The following is a 19,704-nucleotide window of genomic DNA, read 5'->3' on the forward strand; positions in this document are numbered from 1 at the left end:
CGGTCGCTTTCGCGGACCGTCCTGCAACTCGTGCGGACTTTTTGCGGACTAACGCGTCCGCGACGTCTTGAAATCCGCGTAATTACGCGGGATTCCGCTTACACCCCGTAGTACAGCTCGTACTCGAACGGGTGCGGACGCTGCGCGAGGGGCTTGATCTCCTTCTCGCGCTTGTACTCGATCCAGGTCTCGATGAGCTCCGGGGTGAACACGCCGCCTGCGATGAGGAAGTCGTGGTCGGCCTCGAGCGCGTCGAGCGCCTCGCCGAGGGATGCCGGGACCTGCGGGATGTTGCGGGCCTCCTCGGGCGGGAGCTCGTAGAGGTCCTTGTCGACAGGCTCGTGCGGCTCGATGCGGTTCTTGATGCCGTCGAGGCCCGCCATCAGCTGGGCGGCGAACGCCAGGTACGGGTTGCCCGAGGCGTCCGGCGCGCGGAACTCGATGCGCTTGGCCTTCGGGTTGGTGCCCGTGATCGGGATGCGGATGGACGCCGAGCGGTTGCCGGCCGAGTAGACCAGGTTGACCGGGGCCTCGAAGCCCGGGACCAGGCGGTGGAACGAGTTCACCGTCGGGTTCGTGAACGCCAGCACCGCCGGGGCGTGCTTGAGCAGGCCGCCGATGTACCACCGGGCGATGTCGGACAGGCCGCCGTAGCCGGCCTCGTCGTAGAACAACGGCTTGCCGTCGTTCCACAGCGACTGGTGGGTGTGCATGCCCGAGCCGTTGTCGCCGAACAGCGGCTTCGGCATGAACGTCGCAGTCTTGCCCCACTGCTCTGCCGTGTTCTTGACGATGTACTTGAACTTCAGGAGGTCGTCCGCCGCGTGCACCATCGTGTCGAAGCGGTAGTTGATCTCCGCCTGGCCCCCGGTGCCCACCTCGTGGTGCGCGCGCTCCAGGATGAGACCGGCGTCGATCAGCCGCAGCGAGATGTCGTCGCGCAGGTCGGCCTGCTTGTCGACCGGGCTCACCGGGAAGTAGCCGCCCTTGTACGGGGTCTTGTTGCCGAGGTTGCCGCCCTCTTCGACGCGGCCGGAGTTCCAGGCGCCCTCCTCGGAGTCCACCGCGTAGAAGCTGGCGTTCTGCTTCACCTCGTAGCGGACGTCGTCGAAGATGTAGAACTCGGCCTCCGGCGCGAAGAACGCGGTGTCCGCGATGCCGGTGGAGGCGAGGTACTTCTCCGCCTTCTTGGCGACCTGACGCGGGTCCTTCGCGTAGATCTCGCCGTTGCGGGGGTTGTAGATGTCGAAGACCATGATCAGCGTGCGCTCGGCACGGAACGGGTCGACGTATGCGGTCGAGACATCCGGGATCAGCTGCATGTCCGACTCGTGGATCGACGCGAAACCGCGGATCGAGGAACCGTCGAACAGCTGGCCGACCGAGAAGAACTCCTCGTCGACGGTCGCTGCGGGGATGTTGAAGTGCTGCTGAACACCGGGCAGATCGGTGAAGCGGATATCAAGGAACTTGACGTCGGTGTCCTTGATGTACTTGAGCACCTCGGAAGAATCACGGAACATACGGAGGACTCCCAATGGCTTGCGGTGACGGACTGCGCGTGCAGCCCAAGCTACACGCTAAGGGGAGGCCGTTTCCCTCCGGTGACGCAAATGTTTCCGGCATGTTACGCGGTGCGCTGCCGGCGGGCGGTACGGCCGAGGGATCGGTCGGCACGGCCCGGTAAACTGGAGGGGTGCCGCAGAACACCCAGCCCTCCCGCTCCGGCGACCTCGCTCCCAGCCGTTACCCGGGGGAGCGGCTCGGCCTCCCGGAGGCGGGCCCGCGGTCGGTCGGGAGGTTCGGCCGCCGTCTCGGCGCCATCGTCGTCGACTGGGCGCTCGCGTCGCTGATCTCGCTGGCGTTCTTCCACTACGACTCGTGGGCGAACATCGGCATCTTCGCGCTGATGCAGGTCGTCTTCATCCCGACGATCGGCGGCAGCATCGGCCACCGGATCTTCGGGATGCGCGTCGTCGCGGTCGCCGGCGGCTGGGTCGGCGTCTGGCGGCCGGTGGTGCGCACCGTGCTGCTCTGCATCGTCATCCCGGCGCTGGTGTGGGACTCGGACCAGCGCGGCTTCCACGACAAGGTCGCCGGGACGGTGCTGATCCGCGCGTAGCCGCTCCGGTCGCGTCCCGCGCGCCGTTACACTCCTGGCATGCGCGCCTTCGGCTTCGCCCGCGACCTGCTCCGGCCGGACTCCGCCGGCGCCCACCGCGTGACGTACACCGAGCTGTTCTTCGACCTCGTCTTTGTGTTCGCGGTCACCCAGGTGTCGCATGTGCTCCTGCACGAGCAGTCCGGCCTCACCCTGCTGCACGCGGTGATGCTGACGATGGTGGTCTGGTGGGTGTGGATGTTCACCACCTGGGCGTCGAGCTGGCTCGACCCGGAGCGCGGCGCGGTGCGCGGCCTGTTCGTGGTGCTGATGCTGCTCGGCCTGCTGCTGGCCTCCGCGATCCCGGAGGCGTTCGGCGACCGCGCCGTGCTGTTCGCCGCGTGCCTGGTGCTCATGCAGCTCAGCCGCAGCGTCTTCACCCTGTTCGCGTTCGGCCGGGCGCATCCCGAGCACGCGGTGAACTTCGTGCGCATCATCGTGTGGCATGCGGTGGCCGGTACGCTGTGGCTGGTCGGCGCCTTCCTCCCCGACGAGGGCCGGCTCGTGGTCTGGCTGGTCGCGCTGGCCGTCGACTACATCGGGCCGCGCACGCGGTTCTGGACGCCGGGCCTCGGCAGCTCGGCGCTGGCGAGCTGGAACATCTCGGGCGCGCACATGGCCGAGCGGGTGAGCCTGTTCCTGATCATCGCGCTCGGCGAGTCGATCGTGGTCACCGGCGCCGCCTTCTCGACCGCGCCGCTCGACTTTGTCCATCTCGCGGCGTTCCTCGCCGCGTTCGTGGGGACCGTGCTGCTCTGGCTGCTCTACTTCTCGCACAGCCAGCAGAGCGGGAGCGCGTACCTCGAGCGCGCGACGGAGCGGGGGATGATCGCGCAGACCGCGTACACGTACATCCCGTTGCTGCTGGTGCTCGGCATCGTGCTCTCGGCCGTCGGCGACGGCCTCGTCCTGCAACGGCCGGTCGGCACTCCGACGTCGTGGACGGCGGGGCTGCTCTGCGGCTCCGCGATCGTCTACCTCGTCGGGCTGCTGCTGTTCCGCCGGGCGACCGGGATGCGCTGGTCGCTCACCCTGGTGGTCGGCGCGGCGGTGGTCGCCGTGCTGTGGCCGGTCGCCGGCCTCCTGCCGACGGCGGTCGTCGCGTGGGGTGTGAATGTGGTGCTGGCGCTAGTCCTGCTAACAGAATCCCTCGCCTCCCGCCGCACCCCCACCTCAACCATTTAACGAACGAAGGGCACGTCGTTGTCACTTTTCCGGTCGGAAAGCGACAACGACGTGCCCCTCGGCAGTCTTAGCGGGCGCGCTGGGCCCGCACCTTCATGGGGTCGACGCCCTTGGGGATCGGCATCGCGTTCTCGAGCGACGCCAGACGGTTGCTGATCGCGATGACCTCGGCCTTGGTGAGGGTCGGCTTGATCTTCGACAGCGTGCGAGGGACCTTGTGCAGCGCGACCGAGTCGGCGTCCGGCCCCACGGAGATCACGGTGACGGGCACGTTCGGCAGCACGCGGTTGATCTTGCGGCGCTCCTCGTCGACCATCCGCTGCGTGCGGGTCTTGGGGCCTTCGCTGATGAGCACGACGCCGCCGCGGCCGGTGGCACGGTAGACCGCGTCCTGGGTCTTGCCGTTGACGGCGATCGGCATCTCCGAGCCGCGCCAGCTGCGCTTGAGCGAGCTGCGCAGCACAGCGCCGACGGCGCCCGGCTGGCCTTCGATCTGCGAGTAGGCGGCGCGCTCGGCGCGGCGGCCGAGGATGATGAGGCCGAGCAGCACGCCGAGGAGGACGCCCGCGACGATCCAGAGGACCATCGTGAAGACGTTGCCGTCCGACAGGAACACCGCCATCGCGACGCCCGCGAGGATCGGCAGCACGATGGCGCCCACGATGTAGAGCAATGCGCGGTCGTCGTAGCGGCGGGTCATCTGGAAGACCTGCCACATCTGCTTCAGCCGACCGGGCTCCTTGGTGGACTTGTCCTTACGTGCCATAGCTATAAGGATACCGGCTCGCCCGGCCCCCGGCTGACCTGTTCACGGCAGGCGTAGCGCCGATCGGGAGGCCGCGCTCAGACGCTCGCGCGGCCTCCCGGATCGGCGTGGGGATCGTGCTCAGGAGACGGCCTGCGCGAAGCCCGCCGACGCGTCGGCGAGGTGCTGCAGCTCGGCAGGGACCTCGCGTCCCTTGGCCGCCATCGACTGCGCCCACAGCCGTCCGGCGCGGTACGACGAGCGCACCAGCGGGCCGGACAGCACGCCGAGGAAGCCGATCTCCTCCGCCTCCTGCTTGAGCTCGACGAACTCGTCCGGGTGCACCCAGCGGGCGACCGGGAGGTGGCGCGGGCTGGGCCGCAGGTACTGCGTGATCGTGATGATGTCGGTGCCCGCGTCGTGGAGGTCCTGGAGGGCCTGACTGATCTCCTCACGCTCCTCGCCCATCCCGAGGATGAGGTTGGACTTGGTGATCAGCCCGGCGCTGCGGCCCTGCGTGATGACGTCGAGCGAGCGGTCGTAGCGGAACGCCGGGCGGATGCGCTTGAAGATGCGCGGTACGGTCTCGACGTTGTGCGCGAACACCTCCGGCTCGGCTGAGAACACCTCGCCCAGGTACTCCGGGTTGCCGGAGAAGTCCGGGACCAGGATCTCCACGCCGGTGCCGGGGCTCTGGCGGTGGATCTCGCGGATCGTCTCCGCGTACAGCCAGGACCCTTCGTCCGGGAGGTCGTCCCGGGCCACGCCGGTCACGGTCGAGTAGCGCAGGCCCATCTTCGCCACGGACTCGCCGACGCGGCGGGGCTCGTCCCGGTCGAAGTCGGCCGGCTTGCCGGTGTCGATCTGGCAGAAGTCGCAACGCCGGGTGCACTGCGAGCCGCCGATAAGGAACGTGGCCTCGCGGTCCTCCCAGCACTCGTAGATGTTCGGGCAGCCGGCCTCCTGGCAGACCGTGTGCAGCTCCTCGGACTTCACCAGGTTCTGGAGCTGGCGGTACTCGGGGCCCATCTTGGCCTTGGTCTTGATCCACGCGGGCTTGCGCTCGATCGGCGTCTGGGCGTTGCGGACCTCCAGGCGGAGCATGCGTCGGCCCTGCGGTTCTGCGCTCATGCGGCGACCTCCGTCGCGGTCGTGGTGTTCGTCGTGGTGTTCGTGCCGGCGGCGGCGACCGAGCTGGTGGACGCGTCGGCCAGCGCGCGGTCGAGGGCGTCCTGGATGAGCGGAGCGACGTCCTGCGGTGTGACGGTGCGGCCGAGGACGCGGGAGATCGTCGTCACGCCCGCGTCGCGGATGCCGCACGCGACGATCTTCTCGTAGGGGTCGAGGCTGTTCGAGCAGTTGAGCGCGAAGCCGTGCATCGTGACGCCCTCGGCGACGCGGATGCCGATGGCGGCGATCTTCTCGTCGGCCGGCCTCCCGTCGTCGGTGGTGCCGTGCCCCGGCAGCCAGACGCCGGAGCGGCCCTCCACGCGCTCGCCTGGGACGCCGAGTCCGACGAGCACCTCGATGAGGACGCCCTCGAGCCAGCGGACGTAGCCCACGACGTCGATCGGCTCGGCCAGCCGGAGGATCGGATAGCCGACGAGCTGTCCCGGCCCGTGCCAGGTGATCTTCCCGCCGCGATCGACATCGATCACGGGGGTGCCGTCGGTGGGGCGTTCGTCGGGGGAGGTGCGCTTGCCCGCGGTGAAGACCGGGGCGTGCTCGAGCAGGAGGACGGTATCGGGCGCGCGCCCCGCGGCCACGTCGGTGTGGGTGCTGCGCTGCAGGCGGAGACCGTCGTCGTACGGGACGTGCGGCCCGCCGAGTCCGGAGACATCGAAGATCGTCATAGAGGCATCCTAAATGGACTGAGTACAGAAAATGTCCACCGGGGCCCGATGGGGCTGAAGTCCTGCACAGGTTCGGGGTGGGAGCGAGTTCTCCACGGATGTGCGGGCGGGGGCCTCGGGGGTGCGGCCGGCCGCGTGTACTGGGGGCATGGTGAATCGACGGAGACCGGTGGATGCCGGCAAATGTGCGGCGGCGATCGCGGACGCGGAGGGGTGGATGGTGCTCGGGCGGCGGCCGGGGAGCATGAGTGGCGACGCGTCGCTCGTCGTCGCGGGGGGCGAGCTCCGCGGTCAGGCGGTGTTGACGGTGACGGGCGCCGTCTGCGGGTTGACGTGGGACGGTGTCGCGTCGTCGCACCTGCCGCGGTCGCTGCCGCCGCCGCGCGACCGGCGGGCGAGCCGCGGCGGGGTGGTCGTCCGGCTGCGGGAGCACCCAACGGGCGGGACGCTGGAGGATGTGCTCGCCGCCGATCGCCGGGCGACCACGGGCGACGGTGTCACTGTGGTCGCCGCCGATGGCGCGTTGACGGCCGGCGAGGCCGTCACGGTGCTCGTCGCGGTTGCGCGCGGACTCTCCGGCCTGCACGCGGCCGGGCGTGGTGGCGTTGGTCTCAGGCCGGCGGACATCGGTCTCCGCGATGACGGCTGCCCTGTGCTGACGGCGATCGACCGGCTGCGGGAGCTCGACCAGCAGACGATGTCGGAGGACGTCGCCGCATTCGCGGACCTGGCGGGCGTTCTGTGCGGCGCTGTCACCGGGAAGCGAGGCGATGCCGTCCTCGCTGCGGCGACCGACCGACTGCACCGGAGCTGGGAGGACGCTGTTGCGGGAGTCCTACGGGCTGCCGACCCGACGGCTGTGCGTGGGGTGGGAAGCGGCGCTCCGGGGGAGGCGGAGTCTCGGGCGCGCGGCGATCCGGGCGCCGGTGGGGGCCCCGTCGCCGATCGGCGCGAGCGCCTACAGGTGAGAAGCGAACGCGATGTCCTCGGCATCTTGGAGCGGGCACTCGACGTGCTGGGCGACCGCCCCGTCACACGCGGGCTGGCGGTGGCGCGTGGTTGGATCGCCGCACGACCGAAACTGGTCGCCATCGCGTGCACTCCGCTGGTGGGCGTGGCGGTGCTGCTGATGATCCCGGGTCACGACGGTCCGCGCTGAGGGCCCCCTGGCCCGCGCTCGCGCTGTCACCGCCTCCCCATGCCACCTCTGCCGAGGGGCACGTAAACGCCCTCAAAACGGCGTTTTAGGGGCGTTAACGTGCCCCTCGGCGGCCGCTCACTCGCTCGCGGGTGGGCGGGAACGCGGAACGGCCCGGCTCCGAAGGGAGCCGGGCCGTCCGTCAGGCGGTTCAGATGCCGAGGCTGCCCTCGAACGCGCCGCCCTCGAGGCGGTTCTTCACCGCGACGAGGAAGCGCGCGGCGTCCGCGCCGTCGACGATCCGGTGGTCGTACGACAGGGCGAGGTACACCGTGGAGCGGATCGCGATCGAGTCCGAGCCGTCGGCCGTGACCACGACCGGCTTCTTGGAGACGATGCCCGTGCCCAGGATCGCGACCTGCGGGAGGAACACCAGCGGAGTGTCGAACAGCGCGCCGCGCGAACCGGTGTTGGTCAGCGTGAACGTTCCGCCGGCGAGCTCGTCCGGCTTGAGGTGGTTGTCGCGCGTGCGCTGGGCGAGGTCCGCGATCTCACCGGCGAGGCCGGCGATGTCGAGGTCCGACGCGTTGCGGATGACCGGCGTGAGCAGGCCGCGCTCGGTGTCTACCGCGATCGAGATGTTCTCGTGGTCCGGGTAGACGATGCTGTCGCCGTCGACCGTGGCGTTGATGACCGGGTAGGCCTTCAGCGCCTCGGCGGCTGCGAGGGCGAAGAACGGCAGGAAGGAGAGCTTGGTGCCGGTCTTGGCGAGGAAGTCGCCCTTCACCTTGTCGCGCAGGGCGGCGACCTTGGTCACGTCGACCTCGACCACCGTGGTGAGCTGAGCGGTCGACTGCATCGAGATGACGGCGCGCTCGGCGACGACCTTGCGGAGGCGGGACATCTGCTGCGTGGTGCCGCGGAGCGGGGAGACCTCGACCACGGGAGCGGCGGCGGCCGGGGCCGCGGCGGCAGCGGCCGGAGCGGCAGCCGCGAGGATGTCCTCCTTGCGGATGCGTCCGCCGACGCCGGTGCCGGTCACGTTCGCCAAGTCGACGCCGTGCTCGTTGGCGAGCTTGCGGACGATCGGGGTCACGTAGCCCGAGGTGCCGGCGTGCGCGCCGCCCGACGAGGCCGGAGCCTCTGCAGCGGGTGCCGGTGCGGCCGCGGGGGCCGGTGCAGCAGCGGGGGCCGGAGCGGCGGCCGGGGCCGGAGCAGCAGCGGGGGCCGGAGCAGCGGCCGGAGCCTCCTGCGCCGAGTCGGGAGCGGCGGCAGGCGCCTCCTGAACGGGAGCGGCGGGAGCGGCCTCGGCGGCGGGGGTCGGAGCCTCCTGAGCCGGAGCGGCCGGCGCAGCCTCGGCAGCCGGAGCAGCCTCAGCGGCCGGAGCCGGCGCAGCCTCAGCCGGCGCAGCCTCAGCCGGCGCAGCCTCAGCCGGCGCAGCCTCGGCGGGCGCGGCCTCAGCCGGCGCAGCGGCCTCCGGCGCAGCGGCCGGAGCCTCGCCCGCACCGGAGCCGTCGCCGATCGTCACGAGCGCAGTGCCCACCTCGACCGTCTCGTCCTCCTGCACCAGGATCGCCTCGATGACGCCCGCGACGGGCGAGGGGATCTCGGTGTCGACCTTGTCGGTCGAGACTTCGAGCAAGGGCTCGTCCACCTCGACACGGTCGCCAACGTTCTTCAGCCAGCGGGTGACCGTGCCTTCCGTAACACTCTCGCCGAGTGCCGGGAGGCTGACGGATTCGCTCATGAGCTTCTCTCCTTCAAAACCTGATCGTTCAGTAGCTTATTGCAGCCGCTCGCGCGGCGGACGCCTTAGAGGGTGTGCAGCGGCTTGCCCGCGAGGTACAGGAAGGCCTCGCCGAGCGACTCGCTCTGCGTCGGGTGCGCGTGCACGAACGGGGCGATGTCCTCCGGGTGCGCCTCCCAGTTCACCACGAGCTGCGCCTCGCTGATGAGCTCGCCGACGCGCGCGCCGATCATGTGCACGCCGACGACCGGGCCGTCCTTGACGCGGACGACCTTGACGGTGCCGCTCGTGCCGATGATCTCGCTCTTGCCGTTGCCGGCCAGGCTGTAGTCGTAGCTCGAGATCGCGTCGGCGCCGTACTGCTCCGCCGCCTTGACCTCGCTGAGGCCGATCGAGGCGACCTCGGGGTCGCAGTAGGTGACCTTCGGGATGTTGACGTCGGGGACGACGATCGGGTTGAGGCCCGCGATCTCCTCGGCCACGAAGATGCCCTGCTGGAAGCCGCGGTGCGCGAGCTGCAGGCCGGGGACGATATCGCCGACGGCGTAGACGCCGGGGATGTTGGTCTGGAGGCGCTCGTCGGTGATGACGAAGCCGCGGTCGAGCGTGACGCCGACCTCGTCGTAGCCCATGCCGGCCGTGAGCGGGCCGCGGCCGACCGCGACGAGCAGCAGCTCGGCGTCGACCGTGCTGCCGTCCTCGAGCGAGACGACGACGCCGTCCTCGTTCTGGGTGACGCCGGAGAACCGGACGCCCAGGCGGTAGTCGATGCCGCGGCGGCGGAAGGCGCGCTCCAGCGACTTGCTGATGGCCTCGTCCTCGTTGGGGACCAGGTGCGGGAGGGCCTCGATGATGGTGACCTCCGCGCCGAAGGACTTCCAGACGCTGGCGAACTCGACGCCGATGACGCCGCCGCCGAGGACCGCGACCTTCTTGGGGACGAAGTCGAGCTCGAGGGCCTGCTCGCTGGCGATCACGCGGCCGCCGATCTCGAGGCCGGGGAGGCTGCGCGAGTAGGAGCCGGTGGCGAGGATGACGTTCTTGCCCGTGATGGTGTCGTCGCCGACCTGCACGGTCGTGGGGGAGGTCAGCTTGCCCTCGCCCTCGATGACCGTGATGCCGCGGGCCTTCACCAGGCCCTGGAGGCCCTTGTACTTCTTGGCGATGATGCTCTGCCGGTACTCGGTGACACCGTTGATGTCGATGCCCTTGAACTCCGTGACGATGCCGTACTTGGCCGACTCCCGCGTGTAGTCCGCGACCTCGGCCGCGTGCAGCAGCGCCTTGGTCGGGATACAGCCGCGGTGCAGGCAGGTGCCGCCGACCTTTTCCTTCTCGATCATGCCGACGGTGAAACCGAGCTCGGCCGCACGCAGCGCTGCTGCGTAGCCTCCACTCCCACCGCCGAGCACCACAATGTCAAAGTTCTGCTCAGACACCCAGCTACTCCTCGCGCATCAGGATTCGTGACACGATCCTGCCCCGAGGGATGACTCGAGGCAGGCGTTGCATTGGCAGGATTTTCCTGCCCATACGACCCTACTACCTCTGGGAAAAGTCCTCGGCCAAACGGATGAGCGCACGTACGCTGACGGCGGACGGGCCCTTGCCGGTGAAGCCGTACGGAGCCGACGGGCCCTTGGCCGGCCCGGCGATGTCGAGGTGCGCCCACGGGATGCGCGGCGCGTCGTCCTCCTCGCCCGTGCGGCCGATGAACTCCTGGAGGAAGACGCCGGCCAGCAGCATCCCGCCCGCGGTCACACCGGGATTGGCGTTGGCGATGTCGGCGACGTCGGAGTTGATGGTGGCGCGCAGCTCGCTCGCGAGCGGCATCGGCCAGAGCAGCTCGCCGGAGGCCTTGGCGGCGGCGAGGACGTCGCCGACCAGGTCGTCGGAGCCCATGACCGCGGCGTAACGGGTGCCGAGCGCGACCATCGCGGCGCCGGTCAGGGTCGCGACGTCCACGATCGCGTCCGGGTGCTCCTCGCCGGCGGCGACTAGGCCGTCCGCGAGCACGAGCCGGCCCTCGGCGTCGGTGTTGAGCACCTCGACGGTGCGTCCGCCGCGCATTCGCAGCACGTCGTTCGGGCGGATGGCCGAGCCGGACGGCATGTTCTCGGCCAGGCACAGCCACGCGGTCACGCGGACGGGCAGCGCCAGCCGGGCGGCGGCGAGCGCGACAGCGAGCACGGTGGCGGCGCCGGTCATGTCGTACTTCATGCCCACCATCCCCGACGGCGGCTTGAGCGACAGGCCGCCGGAGTCGAACGTGATGCCCTTGCCGACGAGCGCGAGGTGCTTCTCAGCTGCGGCCGGCGCGTAGTCGACCTTCACCAGCCGGGGCGGCCGCACCGAGCCCTGGCCGACACCGAGGATGCCGCCGAAGCCCTCGGCCTCCAGCCGGCGCTCGTCCCAGACCTCGACGGTGACCGGCAGGCCCTCGACCGCCTCCGCGACCCGGGAGGTGAACGACGCGGGGTAGAGGTCGATCGGGGGAGTGTTGACCAGGTCCTTGACCAGTGCGGCAGCGCCGGACACGGCGAGGGCGCGCGCGACGAGGTCGTCGCCGGCCTCCGACGCGCCGACGACCTCGATGGTCTCGACGGGTGTCTTGACGCCCGCGCGGCTGGCGGACCGGTACTCCGTGAAGGCGTACGCGCCGAGCGCAGCGCCCTCGAGGACGGCGCCCAGCTGCGCGTCGTCGTCGGTCGGGAGGTCGAGCGCGACGTGCCCGACACCGGCGAGCTGGCGGATGGCAGTGCCCGCCGCGTAGCGCAGCGCGTCCTCGTCCACCGGCTCGGGGAGGCCGACGACCGCGAGTGCAGGACCGCCCGCAACGCCGGGCAGCCGCACCAGCTCGTCCTTGCCACCGCCGAAGCCGACCGCCGCGAGCGACGCGTCCAGCCCGTCCGGAGCCGCGGCCGACAGCACGGTGACGCCGTCGGCGCCGGAGCGCGCGGCGATGACCAGGACATCGGCGGAGGAAGAGGGAGTGGAAGTGAGGCTGAGGGCGGGAGGCGTCATATCTCGACCCTAACGGCTGATCGCCGCGTGACCGCGGAGGCCGTATGTTCGCTGTGGGCGTGCTGCGAGCGGCCCTGTGCGCGGCGACCCGACGGGGCACGCGGCCTAGAGTTGATGTATGCGAGACCCGGGTGAACTGTACGAGCTGAATCCGGCACTGGTGGTGCCGGATGGCCTGCCCCTGATCGCGGGGCTCACCGGGTTCGCCGACGCCGGCTCCGGCGTCAGCCAGCTCGGCACCTACCTTCTCGGCACGCTCGACAGCGAGGTCGTGGCGACCTTCGACGCCGACATCCTGCTCGACTACCGCGCGCGCAGGCCGATCATCTACTTCGACCAGGACCACCTGGCCGACTACCAGCCGTCCACGCTGAAGCTGCACCTGGTCTACGACGAACTGCGCCAGCCGTTCCTCCTGCTGTCCGGGTTCGAGCCCGACTTCCGCTGGGAGGCGTTCACGGAGGCCGTGCTCGGGCTGATCGAGCGCTACTCGGTCAAGAGCGTCACCTGGGTGCACTCCATCCCGATGCCGGTGCCGCACACCCGGCCGATCGGCGTGACGGTCAGCGGCAACCGCCGCGACCTGATCGAGGCGATGTCGATCTGGAAGCCGCAGACGCAGGTGCCGGGCAACGCCCTCCACCTGCTCGAGTACCGGCTGCAGCAGCTGTCGTACCCGATCGCCGGGTTCGTCCTGCTCATCCCGCACTACCTCGCCGACACCGAGTACCCGGCCGCGGCCATCGCCGGGCTGGAGAGCATCAGCGCGGCGACCGGCCTCATCTTCCCGACCGACCGCCTGCGCGAGGAGGACCGCGAGTTCGTCGCGAACATCGACGAGCAGGTGGCCGGCAACGCCGAGCTGGGCAAGCTGGTCGGCACGCTCGAGGAGCGGCACGACACGTACATGGAGGACACCCAGCTCCGTTCGCCGCTCACCGACCGCGACGGCGAGCTTCCCAGCGCCGACGAGATCGCGGCCGAGCTGGAGAACTTCCTCGCGTTCCGCCGGCACGGCGACGACCGCCGCGGCGACGACGAGAACCCGCGCCCCGAGCGCTGACCCGGCCTCCGCGACGGTCCCGTTCGCGCGGCGGGCATAGGATCGTGGGGTGAATTCGCGTCGATCCTGGGTCATCTTCGGGATCGGAGTCTTCGCTTACCTCGTCGCTGTGATGCAGCGCACGAGCATCGGCATCGCCGGCGTCGCCGCGACCGACCGCTTCCACGTCTCCGCCGCCGTGCTGTCGTCGATGGCGGTCGTCCAGCTCATCGTCTACGCCGCGATGCAGGTGCCGGTCGGCGTCCTGATCGACCGGGTCGGCTCGCGGGCGCTGATGATCGCGGGAACCGCCCTGATGGTCGTCGGGCAGGTGACGGTCGCGTTCGCGCCGACCATCGCGCTCGCCATCGTCGGCCGCATCCTCGTGGGTGCAGGCGACGCGACCGTGTTCACCTCGCTCATGCGGCTGGTGAACTCCTGGTTCCGCGGCCGCCTCGTCCCGCAGCTCTCGCAGTGGATCGGCAACATCGGCCAGCTCGGCCAGGTGCTGTCCGCCGTCCCGTTCGCCCTGCTCCTCCACGAGTCCGGCTGGACGGTGGCCTTCCTCAGCGCGGCGTCGGTGTCGGTGGTCGCGCTGGTCGGAATCGTCGCCGCCATCCGCGACCGTCCGGTCGGGTCGAGCGAGGGCCCGCGCCCGGCGACCTGGCGCGAGTCGATCCGGCAGCTCCGGATCAGCCTCGCCCGGCCGGGCACGCAGCTCGGGTTCTGGTCGCACTTCACCACGCAGTCCTCCGGCACCGTGTTCAGCCTGATGTGGGGACTGCCGTTCATGGTGTTCGCGCTCGGCATCGACCCGGCGGAGGCGAGCGGACTCCTCATCGTGTCGGTCGTGGCGGGCCTGATCGCCGGCCCGATCCTCGGACTGCTGACCGCGCGCTTCCCGCTGCGGCGCAGCAACCTCGTGCTCGCGATCGTCGGAATGATGGGGATCGTCTGGGCGCTGCTGCTGCTGTGGCCGGGGACGCCGCCGCTCTGGCTCCTGATCCTCGTGCTGGTGGCGATCGGGATCGGCGGCCCCGGCTCGCTGATCGGGTTCGACTTCGCGCGTACCTCCAATCCGCTGCACAGCCTGGGCTCCGCCAACGGCATCGTGAACGTCGGCGGCTTCCTGGCCAGCTTCGTGATGATGTTCCTCATCGGCATCGCCCTGGACGCCCAGAACACCGCCCACACGGTCGCCGGTCTCTACGCTCTCGACTCCTTCCGCTGGGCGTTCGCCCTGCAGTACGCGATCATCGGCCTCGGCGTCGTCTTCCTCGTCCGAGCCCGCCGGCGCACCCGCCGCCGCCTCGCGGAGGAGGAGGGAATAGAAGTGGGTCCCTTGTGGGTTGCACTCGTTGACGCTTGGCGAAGGCGAGATGGTCGGGAGCCTGGCGAGAACGTGCAATAATTGATACCTGGACCCGTTCATGTTCTTGGGGTCGGAGCACTAGATGGTGCCCGGCGCGACAGCCCAAGGCTTGACATGGGTCTTAGTAATGTCCGCACGCGACCTCAGCCCGGGCGCACGGTCGGCTCACCACGGCCCGCCCCGGTATGAAAGCCCTTCGCTTGTATGAAAGGTAGGCAGATGGCAACCCGTGCAGCAACCAAGGCCCGCGAGGCCGAGGCGGTCGAGGAGACCGAAGAGACCGCTGCGGCCGCCAAGCCGGCAGCGAAGAAGACGACGGCCAAGTCGCCGGCCAAGGCGCCGGCGAAGAAGGCCGCGCCCAAGAAGGGCGCCACCAAGGCCAAGGGCGACGACGACGAGGAGCTCGACGACGACGCCGAGGTCGAGATCGACGCGGACGACACGGCCGGGGTGGCCGATGACGCCGTCGACGCCGACGAGACCGAGGGCGACGACGCCGAGGCGGACGACGCCGAGGGGTCCGGCCCCAAGGGCGAGAGCGCGGCTGTGCAGGCGGCGGCGGACGCCCCGCTTCCCACCGACGCGCTCGTGCTGCGCGCCGTGGACGAGGACGACGACGTCCCCGTGTACTCCACGACGATCACCGGCGCGACCGCAGACCCGGTCAAGGACTACCTCAAGCAGATCGGCAAGGTCCCGCTGCTGAACGCCGCGGAGGAGGTCGAGCTCGCGATGCGCATCGAGGCCGGCCTGTTCGCGGAGGACAAGCTCGCGAACACCCCGAACATGCCCAAGGAGCTCGAGCGCGAGCTGCGCTGGGTCGCCCGTGACGGCCAGCGCGCCAAGAGCCACCTGCTCGGGGCCAACCTGCGCCTCGTGGTCAGCCTCGCCAAGCGCTACACCGGCCGCGGCATGCAGTTCCTGGACCTCATCCAGGAGGGCAACCTGGGTCTGATCCGCGCCGTCGAGAAGTTCGACTACACCAAGGGCTTCAAGTTCTCGACCTACGCCACCTGGTGGATCCGTCAGGCGATCACCCGCGCGATGGCCGACCAGGCCCGCACCATCCGCATCCCGGTGCACATGGTGGAGGTCATCAACAAGCTGGCCCGCGTCCAGCGGCAGATGCTGCAGGACCTCGGCCGCGAGCCCACCCCGGAAGAGCTCTCCAAGGAGCTCGACATGACCCCCGAGAAGGTCATCGAGGTGCAGAAGTACGGTCGCGAGCCCATCTCGCTCCACACCCCGCTGGGTGAGGACGGCGACAGTGAGTTCGGCGACCTGATCGAGGACACCGAGGCGGTCGTTCCGGCCGACGCGGTCGGCTTCACGATGCTGCAGAAGCAGCTCGAGAGCCTCCTCGACTCCCTCTCCGAGCGCGAGGCGGGCGTCATCCGCATGCGCTTCGGCCTGGGCGACGGCATGCCGAAGACGCTCGACCAGATCGGCGACACCTTCGGCGTGACGCGGGAGCGCATCCGGCAGATCGAGTCGAAGACGATGGCGAAGCTGCGCCACCCGTCCCGCTCGCAGTCGCTGCGCGACTACCTCGAGTAAACGGTGCGCTACCGACTGGCGGTCATCGCCGGCCGCCTCGCCCGCTGGCTGCTGCGCCTGCGGGGAGGCGGCTCCGCGGTGCCGGGGCGGGTCGCGCTCGCGATCGCGCCGAAGTTCCTCGAACGTGCTGTCAGCCGCCTCCCGCTGGGGGTCGTCTTCGTCTCCGGTTCCAACGGCAAGTCGACGACCACCAACATGCTCACGGCGATCCTGCGCGAGCACGGGCTGAACGTCTTCACCAACCCGTCCGGCGGCAACCTGCCGCAGGGGATCGCCTCCGCCCTGCTGGCGGATGTGCCGCTCGACGGCTACGTCCGCGGCGACGTCGGGGTGATCGAGGTGGACGAGGCGTACGGCGTCGACCTCGCGACCGTTCTGAAGCCGCGCGGCTCGCTGCTGCTCAACGTGCAGATCGACCAGCTCAACCGGTTCTTCGAGCCCACCCGCGTGATCGGGATGCTCCGCACGATCGCGGAGCGCTCGGCCGAGTTCGTCGTGGTGAACGCCGACGACGACAGCCTCGCGCGGGTCGGCGCGGAGCTCGCCGCTGCGGGCCGCGACGTGACGACCTTCGCTGTGGCCCCGGCCATCATCGAGTCCTCGCCGAACGGCCTCGCCAACGTGGCGGACCTCTCCGGCGTCGCTGCCGGCGCCCTCCCGGTGCCCGCCGTGTTCGTCAGCAAGCTGGAGACGCAGAGCGCGCAGCTCACGATGGGCGGCGAGTCCATCCGGATCGGCCTGCCCGCGCGCGGCCTGCACTACGCGGTGGACGCCGCCGGCGCGACGGCGATGGCCCGGCGGGTGCTGGGCGACCGCTTCCAGTCGGAGGCCGTCGTCGCGGCGATGAGCTCGCTGCGCACGGTCTACGGCCGCGGCGAGACGCTGAAGGTCGGCGACGAGGACATCGAGATCATCATGATGAAGAACCCGCCGAGCCTCCAGCTCAACCTCGACTATCTGAGCCACAGCCCGGAGCAGGTCTTCGTCGCTGTCGACGAGGGCACGCCCGACCCGTCCTGGGTCTACGACATCGACCTCTCCAAGCTGGAGCATGTCGACATCGTCTCCGGCACGAAGGCCTGGCAGTTCGCGACCCGGTTCGCCTACGCCGGGATCGAGGTCGACCAGGTGATGCCGGAGCTGCGGCCCGCCCTGCAGGCGTTCCTCGCCCTCCCGAAGCCGTCGCGCGGCACCAAGACGATGATCGTGAACTACGAGCAGATGATGGCCATCCGCAAGCAGCTCGGCTTCCTCGACCTGGAAGGCGGCGACAAGTGACCGTCCTCCGCATCCTGCACCTCTACCCGCGCGAGCTCGGGATCAACGGCGACGCCGGCAACGTGCTCGCCCTGGCCGAGCGCGCGCGCTGGCGCGGCGTGGACGTCGACATCGTGTCGCACGCTCCCGGCGCCGAGCTGCCCGCCAGTGCCGACATCGTGCACATCGGCTCCGGCCCGCTGTCCGCGCAGCGCGCTGTCGCCGCCGACGTGGCCCTGATCGCGCCGCGGCTGCGGCAGTGGCGCGACGCCGGAGTGCCGATCCTCGCGATCGCGGGCGGCTGGCAACTCCTGGGCGAGGAGATCGTGACGCCGGACGGCGAGACGCTAGCCGGCGCCGGGGTGTTCCCGACCCGCGCGGTGCTCGGGTCGCGGCGTCACGTCGCGGAGGTCGTCGTACGGATGTCCGACGGTGTCACACTCGCGGGTTTCGAGAACCACTCGGCGACCACGACGTTCAGCGCGGACGCCGCGGGTGCAATGCCCCTCGGCGACGTGGTGAGCGGCTTCGGGAACGGCGACAAGACGGAGGGCGTCGTGCTCGGGAGCGCCATCGGCACCCACCTGCACGGCCCGGTCCTCCCGATGAACCCGGTCCTGGCCGACCGGATGCTGCAGACCGCGCTGCGCGGCGAGCTCCCGCCGGTGCCGCAGACCGAGCGCGTGGACCGTTACGCGGCGAACGCGCGCCGCGCCATCGCGGGCCGCCTCGGCGTCGCGGTCTGACCGCTCGTCAGCTCTCCTGGGCGTCAGTTCTCGTAGACGCGGGGGACGCGCACAGCCACGCCGGTGATCATCTCGTCGGCGATGGTCTCGGCCCAGTCCGCGTACTTCTCCGCGGTGACCGAGCCGTCGCGGCCCGACCCGAAGAGGACGGCGGTGTCGCCGACCGCGACGCGCGCCAAGCCCGCGTCGACCAGCATCGTGTCGACGTCGACGGCGATCACGCGGCAGCGCTGGCCGGCGAGGAGGACCGAGCTCTTGGCGATGCCCAAGACGGGCACGCCGTCGCCGAACCCGATCCCGAGGCGCACATGCGTGGTGCCGCCGACATGGACCTCCACGACCGGCGCCTCCAGCCGCATCACGGGCTCCAGCCCGAGCTCGGCGCCGGTGGTGTCGTCGAACGGCGAGAAGCCGTAGGCGGCGATGCCGAAGCGCACCAGGTCGAAGCGGGCCTCCGGCATCCGGATGCCCGCCGAGCTCGCCGCGAGGTGCAGGATCTCGAACCGGGCGCCGCGCTCCTCGGCCTCCGCCACGGCGCTGCGGAACTCCGCGAGGGACGCCTCATCGTCGGCGATGGAGGCGTCGGCCAGGTGCGACCACGCCGCACGGATGCGGACGACGCCCTGCCGCTCCAGCTCCAGTGCGGCGTCGATCAGGTGCGGCCACTGCTCGCGGGTCGCCCCGTTGCGGCTGAGGCCGGTGTCGACCTTGAGGTGCACGACGGCAGGACGGTCGGCGCCCGCGGCCGCGATGGCGTCGAGCTGCCAGACGGCCGAGATGCCCAGCTCGATGTCGGCCTCGATCGCGGCGCGCCAGTCGGTGTCGTCGCCGTGCAGCCAGGCCAGCAGCGGGACCGTGATGCCCGCGGCGCGCAGGACGAGCCCCGCGGGGACCTCCAGCACGGCGAGGGAGGTCGCTCCCGCCTCCAGCCCGGCCTCCGCGATGGGGAGCAGGCCGTGGCCGTAGGCGTCGGCCTTGACCGCGAGCATGGTCTCGGCGGGAGCGATCAGCGCGGTGAGGTGCCCGACGTTCCGGCGGAGTGCCGCCAGGTCGATGATCGCGCGGGGGAGCGGCTCCGCGATCGCGTCCACGATGGTCACTGCGCCGCCGCCTTCCGGGTCCAGTGGCCGTACAGCCGCTCGATGCGGCGGCCCAGTCTGCTCGTGATGACCGAAGCGGCGACGCCGAGCGCTGCCTCCCAGTCGAGCGCGGTCGGCTCGCCGCGGGCCGGGTCGCCGAACAGGACCACCTCGTCGCCCGGCTGTGCTTCTGCGTCGCCGATGTCGACCACGAACTGGTCCATCGCGATGCGGCCGGTGATCCGGCCGGTGGTCTCGCCGACCAGCACGGGCGCCTTGTTGGAGGCGACGCGCAGGATGCCGTCGGCGTAGCCGAGCGCGACCAGCACGAGCGTGCTGGGGCGGTCGGTGCGGTAGGTGTAGCCGTAGGAGACGCCGCGGTCGGCCCCGACGCGCTTCACCGCGATGATCTCGCCGGTGAGGCGCAGGGCCGGGGCGACGCCGGGAAGGTCGGTCAGGCCGAGCAGTTCGGGACCGAGCAGGTGCGCAGGCCCGCTGGCGTGGCGTCCGGCGGGGAAGCCGACCGTGACGGGCAGCGGGATGCCCTCGTCGGCGACGGCCGCGGCGTCCTCCACCCGGGAGACGAGAAAACCGCCGACCCCCGCGTCGGTCAGCGCCCGGGCGACGGGGATGAGCCCGTGCCCGTACGCGTCCGCGCGGAGATCGGCGGTGCAGTCGGGGAGTGGTGCGGCGGCCGCGCTGGCGGCGTTCGAGCGGATGACGTCGAGGTCGACGAATGCGCGCCTGCGCACGCCGGTGGCTCCTGCCATCGCTCGTTCAGCCCGTTCGCGTGTGCCG

17 protein-coding genes are annotated in these 19,704 nt (G+C 70.6%); 8 read left to right on the forward strand and 9 right to left on the reverse strand.

Translation table 11 applies throughout. The annotated features are described in order from the left end of the window. Positions 1 to 98 precede the first annotated feature (98 nt). The gene (gene glnA / locus ACFRFH_RS18070) at positions 99 to 1,523 is read right to left on the reverse strand and encodes a type I glutamate--ammonia ligase (RefSeq protein WP_382464370.1); all 1,425 of its coding nucleotides are present in this window, start codon (positions 1,521 to 1,523) and stop codon (positions 99 to 101) included. A 173-nt stretch (positions 1,524 to 1,696) separates the two neighbouring features. Here glnA and ACFRFH_RS18075 point away from each other — a divergent pair, with 173 nt between their 5' ends. Together ACFRFH_RS18075 and ACFRFH_RS18080 are read left to right on the forward strand one after the other, a co-directional pair. Then, complete coding sequence (locus ACFRFH_RS18075; protein ID WP_382464371.1) at positions 1,697 to 2,122, forward strand: RDD family protein; 426 nt, start codon at positions 1,697 to 1,699, stop codon at positions 2,120 to 2,122. Between the two features lie 39 nt (positions 2,123 to 2,161). Further along, positions 2,162 to 3,346: a low temperature requirement protein A gene (locus ACFRFH_RS18080; protein WP_382464372.1), complete on the forward strand. Its 1,185-nt coding sequence runs from the start codon at positions 2,162 to 2,164 to the stop codon at positions 3,344 to 3,346. 67 nt (positions 3,347 to 3,413) lie between these two features. Here ACFRFH_RS18080 and ACFRFH_RS18085 read toward each other — a convergent pair whose 3' ends face one another. From ACFRFH_RS18085 to lipB, 3 genes are all read right to left on the reverse strand, one after another. Continuing rightward, on the reverse strand, positions 3,414 to 4,112 hold the full coding sequence (locus ACFRFH_RS18085) for a DUF4191 domain-containing protein (protein ID WP_382464373.1): 699 nt from the start codon (positions 4,110 to 4,112) through the stop codon (positions 3,414 to 3,416). Between the two features lie 120 nt (positions 4,113 to 4,232). Next, the gene (gene lipA / locus ACFRFH_RS18090; RefSeq protein WP_382464374.1) at positions 4,233 to 5,222 is read right to left on the reverse strand and encodes a lipoyl synthase; all 990 of its coding nucleotides are present in this window, start codon (positions 5,220 to 5,222) and stop codon (positions 4,233 to 4,235) included. Then, complete coding sequence (gene lipB, locus ACFRFH_RS18095) at positions 5,219 to 5,944, reverse strand: lipoyl(octanoyl) transferase LipB (protein ID WP_382464375.1); 726 nt, start codon at positions 5,942 to 5,944, stop codon at positions 5,219 to 5,221. Before lipB ends, lipA begins: the two co-directional genes overlap by 4 nt. Positions 5,945 to 6,092: 148 nt before the next feature. Here lipB and ACFRFH_RS18100 point away from each other — a divergent pair, with 148 nt between their 5' ends. After that, positions 6,093 to 7,103, forward strand: coding sequence for a hypothetical protein (locus ACFRFH_RS18100; RefSeq protein ID WP_382464376.1), 1,011 nt, complete (start codon positions 6,093 to 6,095; stop codon positions 7,101 to 7,103). A gap of 190 nt (positions 7,104 to 7,293) precedes the next feature. Here the strand turns inward: ACFRFH_RS18100 and sucB are convergent, their stop codons facing one another. From sucB to ACFRFH_RS18115, 3 genes are all read right to left on the reverse strand, one after another. Further along, positions 7,294 to 8,829: a 2-oxoglutarate dehydrogenase, E2 component, dihydrolipoamide succinyltransferase gene (sucB, locus tag ACFRFH_RS18105; protein WP_382464377.1), complete on the reverse strand. Its 1,536-nt coding sequence runs from the start codon at positions 8,827 to 8,829 to the stop codon at positions 7,294 to 7,296. A 65-nt stretch (positions 8,830 to 8,894) separates the two neighbouring features. After that, the gene (gene lpdA, locus ACFRFH_RS18110; protein WP_382464378.1) at positions 8,895 to 10,268 is read right to left on the reverse strand and encodes a dihydrolipoyl dehydrogenase; all 1,374 of its coding nucleotides are present in this window, start codon (positions 10,266 to 10,268) and stop codon (positions 8,895 to 8,897) included. 103 nt (positions 10,269 to 10,371) lie between these two features. Further along, on the reverse strand, positions 10,372 to 11,853 hold the full coding sequence (locus ACFRFH_RS18115; protein ID WP_382464379.1) for a leucyl aminopeptidase: 1,482 nt from the start codon (positions 11,851 to 11,853) through the stop codon (positions 10,372 to 10,374). A gap of 118 nt (positions 11,854 to 11,971) precedes the next feature. Between ACFRFH_RS18115 and ACFRFH_RS18120 the strand changes: the two genes are divergently transcribed. The 5 genes from ACFRFH_RS18120 (at position 11,972) to ACFRFH_RS18140 (ending at position 17,827) form a co-directional block, all read left to right on the forward strand. Continuing rightward, positions 11,972 to 12,916, forward strand: coding sequence for a proteasome assembly chaperone family protein (locus tag ACFRFH_RS18120; RefSeq protein ID WP_382464380.1), 945 nt, complete (start codon positions 11,972 to 11,974; stop codon positions 12,914 to 12,916). A 49-nt stretch (positions 12,917 to 12,965) separates the two neighbouring features. Further along, positions 12,966 to 14,306, forward strand: coding sequence for a nitrate/nitrite transporter (locus tag ACFRFH_RS18125; protein WP_382464381.1), 1,341 nt, complete (start codon positions 12,966 to 12,968; stop codon positions 14,304 to 14,306). Between the two features lie 180 nt (positions 14,307 to 14,486). Beyond that, positions 14,487 to 15,824, forward strand: coding sequence for an RNA polymerase sigma factor (locus tag ACFRFH_RS18130; protein ID WP_382464382.1), 1,338 nt, complete (start codon positions 14,487 to 14,489; stop codon positions 15,822 to 15,824). A gap of 3 nt (positions 15,825 to 15,827) precedes the next feature. Beyond that, on the forward strand, positions 15,828 to 17,102 hold the full coding sequence (locus ACFRFH_RS18135) for a MurT ligase domain-containing protein (protein WP_382464383.1): 1,275 nt from the start codon (positions 15,828 to 15,830) through the stop codon (positions 17,100 to 17,102). Then, positions 17,099 to 17,827, forward strand: a complete 729-nt coding sequence (locus ACFRFH_RS18140) for a type 1 glutamine amidotransferase (RefSeq protein ID WP_382464384.1) — start codon at positions 17,099 to 17,101, stop codon at positions 17,825 to 17,827. Before ACFRFH_RS18135 ends, ACFRFH_RS18140 begins: the two co-directional genes overlap by 4 nt. 23 nt (positions 17,828 to 17,850) lie before the next feature. Here the strand turns inward: ACFRFH_RS18140 and alr are convergent, their stop codons facing one another. Further along, positions 17,851 to 18,927, reverse strand: coding sequence for an alanine racemase (alr, locus tag ACFRFH_RS18145; protein WP_382464385.1), 1,077 nt, complete (start codon positions 18,925 to 18,927; stop codon positions 17,851 to 17,853). Further along, a complete protein-coding gene (locus ACFRFH_RS18150) occupies positions 18,924 to 19,658 on the reverse strand; it encodes an alanine racemase C-terminal domain-containing protein (protein ID WP_382464386.1) in 735 nt (244 codons plus the stop codon). Before ACFRFH_RS18150 ends, alr begins: the two co-directional genes overlap by 4 nt. Between the last annotated feature and the right edge of the window lie 46 nt (positions 19,659 to 19,704).

The sequence above is a fragment of the Leifsonia sp. NPDC056824 genome (assembly GCF_042789575.1).
In the GTDB taxonomy this organism is placed as follows: domain Bacteria; phylum Actinomycetota; class Actinomycetes; order Actinomycetales; family Microbacteriaceae; genus Leifsonia.

Bases quoted from the DNA above. Each gene is read 5' to 3' on its own strand.
- glnA (WP_382464370.1), bottom strand. From the start codon at position 1,523: ATGTTCCGTGATTCTTCCGAGGTGCTCAAGTACATCAAGGACACCGAC.
- ACFRFH_RS18080 (WP_382464372.1), top strand. From the start codon at position 2,162: ATGCGCGCCTTCGGCTTCGCCCGCGACCTGCTCCGGCCGGACTCCGCC.
- ACFRFH_RS18085 (WP_382464373.1), bottom strand. From the start codon at position 4,112: ATGGCACGTAAGGACAAGTCCACCAAGGAGCCCGGTCGGCTGAAGCAG.
- lipA (WP_382464374.1), bottom strand. From the start codon at position 5,222: ATGAGCGCAGAACCGCAGGGCCGACGCATGCTCCGCCTGGAGGTCCGC.
- lipB (WP_382464375.1), bottom strand. From the start codon at position 5,944: ATGACGATCTTCGATGTCTCCGGACTCGGCGGGCCGCACGTCCCGTAC.
- ACFRFH_RS18100 (WP_382464376.1), top strand. From the start codon at position 6,093: ATGGTGAATCGACGGAGACCGGTGGATGCCGGCAAATGTGCGGCGGCG.
- sucB (WP_382464377.1), bottom strand. From the start codon at position 8,829: ATGAGCGAATCCGTCAGCCTCCCGGCACTCGGCGAGAGTGTTACGGAA.
- ACFRFH_RS18115 (WP_382464379.1), bottom strand. From the start codon at position 11,853: ATGACGCCTCCCGCCCTCAGCCTCACTTCCACTCCCTCTTCCTCCGCC.
- ACFRFH_RS18120 (WP_382464380.1), top strand. From the start codon at position 11,972: ATGCGAGACCCGGGTGAACTGTACGAGCTGAATCCGGCACTGGTGGTG.
- ACFRFH_RS18130 (WP_382464382.1), top strand. From the start codon at position 14,487: ATGGCAACCCGTGCAGCAACCAAGGCCCGCGAGGCCGAGGCGGTCGAG.